The 12,187-nt window shown below is 67.9% G+C and carries 13 protein-coding genes; 5 read left to right on the top strand and 8 right to left on the bottom strand.

From position 1 onward, the window contains the following. Positions 1 to 5: 5 nt before the first annotated feature. Complete coding sequence (locus AC0WR5_RS06370; protein WP_475867715.1) at positions 6 to 1,133, bottom strand: DUF389 domain-containing protein; 1,128 nt, start codon at positions 1,131 to 1,133, stop codon at positions 6 to 8. Here AC0WR5_RS06370 and AC0WR5_RS06365 point away from each other — a divergent pair. Together AC0WR5_RS06365 and AC0WR5_RS06360 are read left to right on the top strand one after the other, a co-directional pair. Then, positions 1,126 to 1,320 (top strand): hypothetical protein, encoded by a 195-nt coding sequence (locus AC0WR5_RS06365; protein ID WP_475867714.1) that lies wholly within the window; start codon positions 1,126 to 1,128, stop codon positions 1,318 to 1,320. The two genes, AC0WR5_RS06370 and AC0WR5_RS06365, sit on opposite strands and share 8 nt — an antisense overlap. Positions 1,321 to 1,442: 122 nt before the next feature. Continuing rightward, on the top strand, positions 1,443 to 2,177 hold the full coding sequence (locus AC0WR5_RS06360; protein ID WP_475867713.1) for a hypothetical protein: 735 nt from the start codon (positions 1,443 to 1,445) through the stop codon (positions 2,175 to 2,177). Positions 2,178 to 2,280: 103 nt separating this feature from the next. On the opposite strand, the gene AC0WR5_RS06355 is transcribed toward AC0WR5_RS06360, so the two are convergent. From AC0WR5_RS06355 to AC0WR5_RS06335, 5 genes are all read right to left on the bottom strand, one after another. Then, positions 2,281 to 3,378 carry an ABC transporter ATP-binding protein gene (locus AC0WR5_RS06355; RefSeq protein ID WP_475867712.1) on the bottom strand — a complete coding sequence of 366 codons (1,098 nt, stop codon included), beginning with the start codon at positions 3,376 to 3,378 and terminating at the stop codon, positions 2,281 to 2,283. A gap of 5 nt (positions 3,379 to 3,383) precedes the next feature. Beyond that, positions 3,384 to 4,292 (bottom strand): carbohydrate ABC transporter permease, encoded by a 909-nt coding sequence (locus AC0WR5_RS06350; protein WP_475867711.1) that lies wholly within the window; start codon positions 4,290 to 4,292, stop codon positions 3,384 to 3,386. Continuing rightward, the gene (locus AC0WR5_RS06345; RefSeq protein ID WP_475867710.1) at positions 4,285 to 5,157 is read right to left on the bottom strand and encodes a carbohydrate ABC transporter permease; all 873 of its coding nucleotides are present in this window, start codon (positions 5,155 to 5,157) and stop codon (positions 4,285 to 4,287) included. Before AC0WR5_RS06345 ends, AC0WR5_RS06350 begins: the two co-directional genes overlap by 8 nt. 60 nt (positions 5,158 to 5,217) lie before the next feature. Beyond that, a complete protein-coding gene (locus AC0WR5_RS06340; RefSeq protein WP_475867709.1) occupies positions 5,218 to 6,462 on the bottom strand; it encodes an ABC transporter substrate-binding protein in 1,245 nt (414 codons plus the stop codon). Positions 6,463 to 6,733: 271 nt separating this feature from the next. Next, entirely contained in the window at positions 6,734 to 7,015 is a 282-nt protein-coding gene (locus tag AC0WR5_RS06335) for a DUF1294 domain-containing protein (RefSeq protein WP_475867708.1), read from the bottom strand. Between the two features lie 224 nt (positions 7,016 to 7,239). Between AC0WR5_RS06335 and AC0WR5_RS06330 the strand changes: the two genes are divergently transcribed. Genes AC0WR5_RS06330 through AC0WR5_RS06320 form a run of 3 tightly spaced genes read left to right on the top strand, consistent with a single transcriptional unit; the run spans position 7,240 to position 10,290 of the window. Continuing rightward, the gene (locus AC0WR5_RS06330; protein WP_475867707.1) at positions 7,240 to 7,968 is read left to right on the top strand and encodes a response regulator transcription factor; all 729 of its coding nucleotides are present in this window, start codon (positions 7,240 to 7,242) and stop codon (positions 7,966 to 7,968) included. Then, positions 7,965 to 9,434: a sensor histidine kinase gene (locus tag AC0WR5_RS06325; RefSeq protein WP_475867706.1), complete on the top strand. Its 1,470-nt coding sequence runs from the start codon at positions 7,965 to 7,967 to the stop codon at positions 9,432 to 9,434. Before AC0WR5_RS06330 ends, AC0WR5_RS06325 begins: the two co-directional genes overlap by 4 nt. Before the next feature lie 55 nt (positions 9,435 to 9,489). Next, positions 9,490 to 10,290 (top strand): pyrroline-5-carboxylate reductase family protein, encoded by an 801-nt coding sequence (locus AC0WR5_RS06320; RefSeq protein WP_475867705.1) that lies wholly within the window; start codon positions 9,490 to 9,492, stop codon positions 10,288 to 10,290. Positions 10,291 to 10,430: 140 nt separating this feature from the next. On the opposite strand, the gene AC0WR5_RS06315 is transcribed toward AC0WR5_RS06320, so the two are convergent. After that, positions 10,431 to 11,597: an amidohydrolase gene (locus AC0WR5_RS06315; protein WP_475867704.1), complete on the bottom strand. Its 1,167-nt coding sequence runs from the start codon at positions 11,595 to 11,597 to the stop codon at positions 10,431 to 10,433. Between the two features lie 110 nt (positions 11,598 to 11,707). Then, positions 11,708 to 12,082: a hypothetical protein gene (locus tag AC0WR5_RS06310; RefSeq protein ID WP_475867703.1), complete on the bottom strand. Its 375-nt coding sequence runs from the start codon at positions 12,080 to 12,082 to the stop codon at positions 11,708 to 11,710. Positions 12,083 to 12,187: the final 105 nt, after the last annotated feature.

The following is a 12,187-nucleotide window of genomic DNA, read 5'->3' as shown; positions in this document are numbered from 1 at the left end:
CTGCCTCACTCCTGCTTCAGCAGCTCCGGCGCGGGCGAGGTATGATAGACGTGGTCGATCGGGATGATCTCCAGCCGCAGCGAGACCGGCTCGCCCAGTTCCTCCGAGAGCATCTCGCGGAAGGTCTCGGAAGAGCGGTCGACGTTCTGCAGGTTCTCGCGCACCCCCAGCAGCACCACCGTGACCCCCAGGTTGCCCTGCAGCCGCTCGCCGCTGACCTGCAGAATGAAGCTGTCCTCGTCGACGATGCCCGTCTCCTCCTTCACCGCCTGCACGTAGAGGCGTTTCACCACGTCCTCGACAAAGATGATCTCGAGCCGGCGGTCGAGGCGGTCGACCACGAAGAAGGAAGCCACCGCCAGCACCGCCGCCACCAGGAAGGGCCGGCGCCAGTGGCCATAGCCCTGCACCCCGAAGAGCAGGATCGCCGCGGCGACGATGCCCAGCAGGTTGGTGATGAAGAGCAGGAAGGCGCCCCGCGCCATGACATAGCCGCTGGCCTGGTGGTGGAAATCCGACAGCGCTATGGCCTGGGCCGAGACCGCGCTGTCGCCCAGCGCAAGCCCGATGCCCACCACCGAGAGCGGCGGCACCAGGGCCACGGCGATGGCCACGCCGGCGATGGAATTGGCGATCCCCTCGCGGGAATAGGCAAAGGCCGCTGCCGCCCCCGAACACAGCGCCACCAGCAGGTCGAGGGTGGAGGGCGCGGTGCGGGCGACGATCTCGCTGCCCACCACCCGCAGGCCCAGCACCCAGGTGCAGATGGCGGCGATGGCGATCACCAGCGCCACGCCCGTGGTGATCGAGATCAGCGACTGCAGCGTCAGCCGGTGCGCGCCCATGATTGTGGCAAAGGCAAAGCCGATGATCGGCGACATCAGCGGCGCCACGATCATGGCCCCGATGATGGCCGGCGCGCTGTTGCTGATCAGCCCGAAGGAGGCGATGGCCGTCGCCATGGAGAGCATGAAGTAGAAGTTCACGCTCGGCACCGAGCTCTCCTCGATCTGCTCGAAGAGAAGCTGGCTGTCCTTGACCGAGGGTTTGCGGCGATCCTTCGGGCCGCCGCTGACCTGGCCGTTCTCGCCCGCGGGCGGGTGATCCGGCGAAGGGTCCTTCAGAATGTCCATCGAAGCGCTCTCCGACGCCTTCGCAGGACAGGCCCTGCGGCTGGGCGTCGGAAAAACTAAACCGTGGTTCAATCCACATGGCAATCTGGATTTTGCGGGCCCTCTGGAATGCACCGCTGCAGGCGTCGGCTGTGCCACAGGTGACAGCTTCGCCTGCGGTATCGGAACTGACGGCAAGAGCTGCTGAAACCGAAGGCGGTTGCACGCAGAAATTCGAGCGCCCGCATGACGTGCAGATATTCCCGTTGCCGGATCTCGATACGGCGCGCCCATAGTCGGACATGGTCCCCTGCCCTGATCGGAGCCCCCATGCCCGTCCGTCCCCGCCGCGCTCTCGCGCCTGCCACGGCCCAGGCCCTCGTGCTGGCCCTGCCCCTGGCCTTCACCGGCCCCGCCCGGGCGCAGGATATCGAGCCGCACTTCGAGCGCTTCTGCACCGCCCATACCGTGGCCGAATGCCTCTATTACGTCTCGGTCTTCAAGCCGATGATCGTGCTCCACCCCGAGGAGGTGGAGATTGCCCGCAAGGAACTGGGCGGGCTGAAGGCAGAGCACGGCGTCGACAACATGCTGGCCACCTACGATTTTGCCGAAGGACATATCCTCGTCTACGTCAACGCGCGGCGGCACGACTTCGACCTCGGCAGCCCCGACAAGGCCGCCCTCGCCTATCTCACCACGCTGAGCGAGCCCTGGCTCGGCGCCGAGATGGACGGCCACCTGGCCAAGGAGTTCGAGAAGCGGCAGCTGCTCACCGCCCTGTCGCTGCATATCGCAAGCCTGCAGAAGGAAGCGGTGGAGCTGAGCGAAACCATCGCCGGCACCGACCGCGCGATCTCCCGCATGGGCTCAACGGCGGTGCCCGCTGGCTCTGCCGCCCGTCTCGCCGAGGAAGAGGCCAAGCTGCAGGCCGACATCGCCGATTACCGGCGCGCCCGGGACGGGCTCGACCGGCTGCACACACTCATCCTGGCGCTCTGCCAGGACAGCCCCGAGGCGCCGGATTGCACCGAGGAGATCCTCGCCTACGATCCGGAGGAATAGTGGCCGCAAAACAGAAGCCGACAACAGGGCCCGAAACAGGGAACGGCCGCGCGGAGGGTCCGCACGGCCGCTCTGCTCCGGCTCGCTGCCTGGTCCGGGAGGATCAGTTCAGGCGTTCGCCGGTTTCCGGGGCAAAATAGCTCACCTTGCCCAGGTCGAAGGCCAGCTCCAGCGGCTGGCCGGGGCGCGCGGAGGTCTCGGCGTGCAGCCGGGCCGTCACCTGCTTGCCGCCGAGTTCGGAGACCACGTAGGTATCGGCGCCCGCCGGCTCGACCATGTCGACCATGCAGGCCGCCTGCTGCACGTCGGCGCCGGCACGAAAGCCCGCTTCGGCGATGTCCTCGGGGCGCAGCCCCATGATCACCTCCTGCGGCAGCTCGATGGGCCGGTGATCGGCCAGCACCAGCGGCGCGCCGCCCGGGCGGGCGATCTCGATGCGGTTGGCCTGGCCCTCGCGGCTGACCCGCGCGGGGATCAGGTTCATCGCCGGGGAGCCCATGAAATCGGCCACGAAGAGGTTCGCCGGGGTGTTGTAGATCTCGGCCGGGGTGCCGATCTGCTGGATCACCCCGCCCTTCATCACCACGATCTTGGTGGCCAGCGTCATCGCCTCGATCTGGTCGTGGGTGACATAGACCATCGAGGCCCCGAGCGAGAGGTGCAGCTTCTTGATCTCGGTGCGCATCTCGACGCGCAGCTTGGCGTCGAGGTTCGACAGCGGCTCGTCGAAGAGGAAGAGCGCCGGGTCGCGTACCAGGGCGCGCCCCATGGCCACCCGCTGGCGCTGGCCGCCCGAGAGCTGGCCGGGGCGGCGGTTGAGCAGCGCCTCGATCTGCAGCTGTTTCGCCACCTCGTCGAGCTTCTTCTTCTGCGTCTCGGCATCGACGCCGCGCACCTTCATGCCAAAGATGATGTTCTTGGCGACCGACATGGTGGGATAGAGCGCATAGCTCTGGAACACCATGGCGATGTCGCGGTCCTTGGGCGAGACCGCGGTCATGTCGCGGCCGTTGATGGCGATGGTGCCGCCGGTGATCGGCTCCAGCCCGGCGATGCAGTTCAGCAGCGTGGACTTGTCGCAGCCCGAGGGGCCGACGAGCACGAGGAAGTCGCCCGGCTCGATCGCCACGTTGATATCCTTCAGGATCTCGGTGGCGCCGTAGGACTTGTAGAGGTTCCGGATGTCGAGAATGGGAGCCATGGGGATTATCCTTTCACCGAACCGGCGGTCAGGCCGCGGATGAAGTACTTGCCGGCAACGACATAGACGAGCAGCGTCGGCAGCGCGGCGAGGATCGCGGCGGCCATGTCGACGTTGTAGGCCTTAACGCCGGTGGTCGAATTGACGATGTTGTTGAGCGCCACGGTGACGGGCTGGGTTCCGGCCTGGCTGAACGACACGCCGAAGAGGAAGTCGTTCCAGATCTGGGTGAACTGCCAGATCACGGTGACGACGATGATCGGCAGCGACAGCGGCAGGAAGATCGACCAGAAGATGCGGAAGAAGCCCGCCCCGTCGATCTTGGCCGCGCGCACCAGCTCATGCGGGATGGTCACGTAGTAATTGCGGAAGAACAGCGTGGTAAAGCCGAGCCCATAGACCGTGTGCACGAAGATCAGCCCCGGGATGGTGCCGGCCAGGCCCATCAGCCCCAGCATCTGCGCCATCGGCAGCAGCACCACCTGGAAGGGGATGAAGCAGCCGAAGAGCAGCGCGGCAAAGAGCAGGTTGGCGCCCCTGAACTGCCACTGGGCAAAGACATAGCCGTTGAGCGCGCCGATCAGCGTGGAAATGGCGACGCCCGGAATGGCGATCATCAGCGAGTTCAGCAGGTAGGGCTTCAGCCCCTCGCACTTGATCCCCGAGCAGGCCTCGGACCAGGCAATGCGCCAGGGTTCGAAGGTGACCTCGCGCGGCAGCGCCACGAGCGAGCCCGTGCGGATCTCGTCGAGGGATTTCAGCGAGGTGGTCACCATCACGAAGAGCGGCATCAGGTACCACAGCGCAAAGACGATCAGGATGGCATAGAGCCCCCAGCGGAGCGCGATGCGGCCGAGGCGCGCCGAGGTCGTGCGCTGGCCGGCGGCGGGAGAGACATAGGCCGTATCAGTCATGTTTCGCCCTCAGTTCGGAGTAGAGGTAAGGCACCACGATGGCAAAGACGATGGCCATCATGACCATGGCCGAGGCCGCCGCCTGGCCCAGGTTGCCGCGGGAAAAGGCCATGGCATACATGTAGTTGGCCGGCAGGTCGGTGGCATAGCCGGGGCCGCCGCCGGTAAGCGCCACGACCAGGTCGAAGCTCTTGATCGCCAGGTGGGCCAGCACGATGAAGGCCGATAGGAAGATCGGCGCCATGGAGGGAATGATGATGGCGGTATAGATCCGCCAGGTCGGGATTCCGTCGACCTGCGCCGCCTTGATGATCTCTCCGTCGACCGAGCGCAGCCCGGCAAGGAAGAGCGCCATGACAAAGCCCGAGGCCTGCCAGACGGCGGCCAGCACGATGGTATAGATCGCCATGTCGGGATCGATCAGCCAGTCGAAGGTGAAATTCTCGAACCCCCAGCCGCGCACCATGGCCTGGATGCCGAGGCCCGGGTTCAGGATCCATTTCCACGCCGTGCCGGTGACGATCATCGAGAGCGCCATGGGATAGAGGTAGATGGTGCGGATCGCCCCCTCGGTCCGGATCTTCTGATCGAGGAAGATCGCCAGCATCAGCCCGATCACCATGGAGAAGATGATAAAGAGCGAGCCGAAGATGTAGAGGTTGTTCAGCGCCGTGTCCCAGCGCGGCGTGTCGAAGAGCTTGGTGTATTGCTCGAAACCGACGATCTCGTATTTCGGCATCAGGCGGGACTTGGTGAGAGAGATCCAGGCCGTCCAGGCGATGAAGCCATAGACGAAGATCAGGATCGCCGCGAACGTGGGGGCCAGCACCATCTTGGGCACCTGCCGTTCGAGCCAGTTGGTCATGAGGGGTCTCCGGAAAATGCCACCGCCCGGCAGGGCGCCGGGCGGCAGCAAAGGCAGCGGTTACTGGGCGTTGGCGACAGCGGTCACGAGCTGGTCAACGGCCTCCTGGGAGGTCATTTCCGAGTTGAAATGCGCGGTCACCACGTCGGTGATCGCCCCGGCCGGCTCGCCACGCAGCGCCATGCCGTGGGCATAGCTCGGCAGCAGCGAGCCATCGGCGGCATCGGCCTTCATGTCCTCGGCCGAGATATGCGCGCAGTCGTCGAACTTCTCCAGCGACACATCGGTGCGCACCGGGATCGAGCCCTTGTTCAGGTTGAAGGTCTCCTGGAAGGACGGGCCCACGATCAGCTCGGCCAGCAGCTCCTGCCCGGCCTTCTTGTCGTCGCCCTTGACGTCGAACATGGCAAAGCTGTCGACGTTGTAGAGATAGCCGTGGCCCGGCGTCGCGGCGCAGATGAAATCCTCGCCCGGCACCTTGCCGGCGGCCAGGAATTCGCCCTTGGCCCAGTCGCCCATGATCTGGAAGGCGGCCTCGCCGTTCATCACCATGGCGGTGGCCAGGTTCCAGTCGCGGCCCGAGAAGTTGTCGTCGACATAGCCGCGCAGCACGCGCATCTCGTCAAAGACCTGCACCATCGTGTCCGAGCCGAGCGCCTCGGGGTCGAGATCGACCAGCGCCGCCTGGTAGAATTCCGGCCCGCCCAGGCCAAGCACGACGGTCTCGAAGACGGTGGCGTCCTGCCAGGACTGCCCGCCATGGGCCAGCGGCGTGATGCCGGCGGCCTTCAGCTTCTCGGCGGCGGCGTTGAATTCCTCCCAGGTGGTCGGCATCTCGATGCCGTTCTGTTCCAGGATATCCGCGTTGCCCCAGATCCAGTTGACCCGGTGCACGTTCACCGGCGCCGCGCACCAGTGGCCGTCGCATTTCATGTGCTCGGCCAGCTGTTCGGGCAGCACGTCGGCCCAGCCCTGGGCCTCGGCCACGTCCGAGATATCGGCGAGCACGCCCTCCTCGTACCACTCCTGGATCGCCGGGCCCTTCAGCTGCACGGCGGTGGGCGCATTGCCCGAAAGCACGCGGGCACGCAGCGCGGTCATCGCCGCATCGCCGCCGCCGCCGGCCACCGGCATGTCGGTCCAGGTGCCGCCGCGCGCGGCGAATTCCTCCTGCAGCACGGCGACGGATTTCGCCTCGCCGCCCGAGGTCCACCAGTGCAGCACCTCTGCCTGGGGTTCTGCCAGCGCGGGCAGCGCCATCAGCGACACGGCGGTACCGGCCGCAAGAATGCTTGTCAGTTTCATCCGAATTATCCTCCCGATTGAGTGACCGCCCCTGACGGGCGCGGTGACGCCGGTACATTCGCCGCAGGAAATGCGTGCTGGCAACAGCCGAGAATGCTTGAGGATACAGATTTTGTGTCGCTTTGTTACATTCCGTTACGAAGCCGCAGATGCAGAAAAAATGCCGCAATGCAGCGGACTTAGGGGAAACTTCCCGCCGCAGCCCGGTGATACCGCTAACACCTCGAAAGCTGAAAAAATGGCGCGCCCGGTCATCCGGCTGCTGCGCAGGTCAGCGCAGCAGGAAGGCCACGACCACGAAAAAGATGATGACCTGCAGGATCATCACCACCCGAAGCATGTCGCCCATAGGGTGTTTCTCGGTCTTGTACTCGAGGGCATCCTCGCCGATCTTGGCGCCCACGCCGCCGCCCACCAGCGCCAGCAGGAAGAGCGCCTCTTCCGGCAGCCGCGACTTGCCCTTGCGCTGTCGCGACAGATCGACCCGCATCGCCACCAGGGTGATGATGTTGATCAGCACGAAATAGTTTACGACATATACGAGCCAATGCATGGCCAGCCCCCCTGCCTCGTCGAGAATACCGCGCGTTCACCAGATCTTAACCCCGGTAAAGCGCCCCCACCAAACCGAAAGTTGCAATCCGCGCCTGTGATACGCGCATGGATCACCTCCTGGTGCAGGCATGCCGCAGCGCGTGGCGATTGCCCGCGCCCGCGCCCTGCCCTAGGATACCGCCCTGCGGAGGGGGATCCGCACCGGGAGCCTGGGGAGGACACATGGCGATATCGCGCCTGCTGGTTGTGGACGACGATTCCGAGATGCGCGAGATGCTGACGGATTTCCTGCGCCGCGCCGGATTCCACGTGCTGCCCGCCGCCACCGGCGCCGAGATCCACGCCCGGATGCAGGAGGGACGGGTCGACCTGATCCTGCTCGATGTCATGCTGGGCGACGAGAGCGGCGTCGAGATCTGCGGCCGGCTGCGGCGCGATCACGACCTGCCGATCATCCTGGTCTCGGCGCTCTCGGCCGATCATCAGCGCATGGCGGGCTACGAGGTCGGCGCCGACGATTACATCGCCAAGCCCTTCAACCCCGACCTGCTGCTGGCCCGCGTGCGCGCGGTGCTGCACCGCGCCCATCGCACCCCCTCGCTGGTCTATCGCCGCAACGCCAAGCGCTACGGCTTTGCCGGCTGGACCTATGACGGAAAGCGCGACGAGGTGAAGAGCCCCGATGGCTTCCAGGTGGCGCTGTCGCGGCGCGAGACCGAGCTGCTCAAGGTGCTGCTGGCAAATCCGCACATCCCCCTCAGCCGCGAGGAGATCGCCGCCGCCCTCGACATGGAGGCCGAGACCGGAGAGGCCTCCGGGCGCGCCATCGACGTGCTGGTGGGGCGGCTGCGCTCCAAGATCGAGCGCAATCCCAGGGAGCCAGAGCTGCTGAAGACCCTGCGCGGCACCGGCTATGTGCTGGCCGCCGACGTCCGGGTCGAGGCGGCATGAGAGCGCCCTGGCGCGAGCGCCTGAGGCGACCCTCGCTGAAGGCGCTCGGCCTGGCCTGGATCGGCACCGCCTTTGCCGCGGGCGCGCTCTCGGGCTGGCTCTGGTTCGGCTCCCGCACCGCCTGGGACGATCACCTGACCCGCGCCTATGTCGCCGGCGTCACCCTCTACGACAGCCTGATGCGCGGCACCACGGCGCCCGCCGGGCTGACCATCACGCCGGTGCCCTTCGACGACCTGGCCCTTGCCGAGCGCGGCGAGTTCAACCGCCTGCCCGGCCTGCCCAGCCCGGCCTATGTCACCCGCGCCTCCATACGTGACGGTACGGCAGAGGATTTCGGCGGCCAGCTGCTGCGCCTCGCCATCGTCTCGGACGGGCTGCAGTACGAGGTCAGCCGGATGCTGCCCGCCGATGGCCGCACCGCGCCGGAAAAGCTCGGCCAGGTCACCCGGCTGATGGCCAGCTACTGCAGCCACCCGGTGCTCTTTGCCCAGGCCGGCAACGGCCCCTGGCAACGCGTCAACGGCACCCCCGTCTGGGGCTGCGAGGCCCAGCCGCCCGACCTGCGCCTGCCCGCGCTGCTGCTGGCGCTGCTGGCCATGGCCGCGATCTATACCCAGGTCAGCAATACCTCCGCCCGCTTCGTCAGCTTCGCCGCCACGCTCCGGGCCCGCCGGCGCCTCGGCGGGCCGCAGGCCTATGACACCAAGGGCCCGGCCGAGCTCGGCGCCATCGTCGCGGCGGTCAATGCCTATCTCGAGGCCGAGCGCGAGCAGCTGGCGCGCCGCGCCATGGTGCTCTCAGGCGTCAGCCACGATCTCGGCACACCGGCCACCCGTCTGCGCCTGCGCAGCCAGCTGATCGAGGATGCCGAGCTGCGCGCCAAGTTCGACCGCGACATCGATCGCATGACCGGCATGATCGAGAGCGTGCTCACCTATACCCGCAGCGAGCTGAGCGCCGAGGAGCCGCGGCAGATCTCGCTCACCTCGCTGGTCGAGGCGCTTGTCGCCGACTACCAGGACATGGGCCGCCCCGTCGAGCTGCGCGCCCCCGAGCCGCGCCAGATCGAGGGCGGCGCCTCGCTGCTCTCGGGACGGCGGCGGGTGGCCGAACTGCCCGAGAGTGGCCGGCTGCTGGTCACCGCCCGGCCGCTGGCGCTCTCGCGCGCGGTGGGCAACCTGGTCGACAATGCGCTCAAGTACGGTCGCCGCGCCAGCGTCGGGGTCTCGGCCAGGTCCGACCGCGCGGTGATCGTGGTCGAGGACGAGGGCAGCAGCCACCGCGCCGCCGAGATCGAGGCGCTGATCCAGCCCTTCCGCCGCGGCGAGGACACCGGCGGCATCGATGGCTTCGGCCTCGGGCTGACCATCGTGGCGGCGGTGGCCGAACAGCATGGCGGCTGCCTGCGCTTTGCCGACGGGCGCCACGGCGTGCGCGCCGAGCTGGAGATCGGGCGCAGCTGAGATTGCCCCCCGCCGCACGCCGTGTTTAGCTTTGCCGGCAAGAGGGAGAAACGCGATGACGACACCGAGAGTGGCCCTGGCGGGCGCCAGCGGCTGGATGGGCCGGTTCATCGGGCCGGCGCTGCTGCGCGACGGCGTGACCGTGCCCGAGTTCTTCACGGCGCTGAACCGCAGCGGGCCAAATGGGGTCTACGACGATTGCCCCGGCGTGCACTGGGAGGTCCTGCTGGCCGAGATGCCGGTGGTGCCCGACGTGGTGATCCTCTCGGTGCGCCCCGAGGATTTCCGCGCCGGCGACTTCGATTGTGCCCAGGCGCTGGTGATCTCTGTCATGGCCGGGGTGCCGATCACCGAGATCACGGCCCGCACCGGCGCCCGGCGCGTCGTCCGTACGGTTCCGAATGCCCTGGTCGAGACCGGGCGCAGCTTCACCCCCTGGCTGGCCAGTGACGCGGCGACGCAGGAGGACCGCGCGCTGGCGCAGCGGATCCTGCGCAGCCTCGGCACCGAGGCCGAGGCCCCGGACGAGGCGGCCCTCGACGTGCTGACGGCGCTGGCCGGCGCCGGCACCGCCTATGCGGCGCTGCTGGCCTCGGGGCTGATGCAGGCGGCGCGCGCGGCGGGCCTGCCCGAGGCCCTGGCCGAGGCGGCGGTGGAAAACCTCGTCTGCGCCGCGCCCGAGATGCTCGACGGACAGATCGCATCGGCGCCGGAGCTGGTGCAGACCTACATCGAGTACCAGGGCGTGATCGCGGCGGGCCTCGGCGCCGCCCAGGCGGCCGGCTTCGAAGCGGCGCTGGAGCGCTCGCTGGCGGCGGCTGTGGCCAGGGTGCAGGAGATGAACGCCGGCGCCTGAGGGACGGGCGGGAGCCTCCGGCGGGGATATTTCGGGCCAGATGAAGAGAGCCGCGCGCCATGGGCCGCGGGCCGCCGCCGCGGCGCGACAGGCCCCCGGCGGCGCAGCCGGTGCCCCCGCAGGGGCACCTGTTGGCGCCCTCAGGCGGGCAGTTCGCTTTCCACCAGCGCCACCATGCTCTCGGCGACGATCGGGATCAGGTCGTCGTTGAAGTCATAGGCGGGGTGGTGGACCATCACCTGTGGCTCGCCCTCGCGCGCCATGCCGAAGTACATGTAGGCACCCGGCACCTCGTTCAGCATGTAGGAGAAATCCTCGGCCGCCAGCAGCGGGTCGCTCTGCACGTAGCGGACCGGCGCCGCATCGGAGGAAAGCAGCGCCGCCACCCGGGCCGCGCAGTCCGGATCGTTCACCAGCGGCAGGTAGCCATAGATCATCTCCACCTCCACCTCGGCGCCGGCAGCGGCGGCGTGATGGGTGCAGATGTCGCGGATGCCCTTCTCGATCACCGCCCGGTCCTCTGGCGAGAGGCAGCGGATCGTGCCGCTCATCCAGCCGTCACCGGCGAGCACGTTATGGGCCGAGCCGACGTGGATCTGGCAGACCGAGAGCACCACCGAATGCAGCGGGTCGATGGCCCGCGCCACAAGACGTTGCAGCGCCACGGTGATCTCGGAGATCAGCAGCGCCAGGTCGGTGGCCTTCTGCGGGATCGCCGCGTGGCCGCCCTGGCCGCTGAACCGGATGATGAAGCCATCGGCCGAGGCCATGGTCGGCCCGGGGCGCGTGGCCGCCACGCCCAGCGGCAGGTTGGGCGCGTTGTGAAAGCCGAAGATCCGGTCGCAGGGGAACTGCTCGAAGAGCCCCTCCTGCACCATCCTCAGGCCGCCGCCGAGGCCTTCTTCGGCCGGCTGGAAGATCAGGTGCACGGTGCCCGAGAAGCTGCCCGTCGCCGCCAGCGCCTCGGCCGTGGCCAGCAGCGAGACGGTATGGCCGTCGTGGCCGCAGCCGTGGAACGTGCCCTGGGTCTTCGAGGCATGGGGCAGGTTCGTCTGCTCGTCCATGGGCAGGGCGTCCATGTCGGCGCGGATGCCGATGGTGGGGCCCTCGCCCCGCCGCAGCGTGCCCACCACCCCGGTGCCGCCGAGGCCCGTCGTCACCTCGTAGCCCGCGGCCCGCAGACGCTCGGCCACGATGCCGGAGGTCCGCACCTCCTGGAAACCCAGCTCCGGGTGGGCATGGATGTCGCGACGCAAGGCGCGGTGCTCGGGGAATTTTCCGGTCAGGAATTCAGTGACGGCATTCATCGGTGTCTCACTTTCATGGCATCTGCCGGCAGCGTTTCCCAGGCCGCGCCGGAAGGCAAGATGCGCCACCGCGGAACGCGACGGAAACCGCCGCGCCCCCTGCGGCAGGGTCAGCCCGGGGCGCCGAAATAGTCGCGCTGCAGGCCGGGCGTCAGGTAGCGGTAGCGCGCCAGGTATCCGAGATAGCGCAGCACGCGCCGCGGCGGCGGGCGGTCCACCACGCCGAGGTCCGCGAAGCGCCCCGCCGGGCTGTGCGAGGCCGCATTGCCCACCCGGCAGACGGCGCCACGAAACGGCAGCTCGGCCAGCGGCGTACCGGCCTGCTCGAGCAGCGGCGCCAGACGCAGGTGACTGCCCAGCCGGTCCTTGATCCATTCGGGGTCCGCCTCCTTGGCCCGGGTGGGAAAGCCGTAGAGATCCCGGCGCACGATCTGCGAAGTGCCGCAGAGCCCACTGCGCCATGGTCTGTTCCCAATTGCGAGCATTCTCCGGGTGTCGAACCGGAACGATGAAGGTGACCGGTGTCAAAGGCCTCTCCCCCCAGGGCGTTTTTCCGCGCCGCGGCCCCTGCCGCCGGCGCACGAGAATTC

This window comes from Pseudooceanicola sp. DL12 (assembly GCF_056270665.1).
This window is presented reverse-complemented; position numbering and strand designations above follow the sequence as displayed.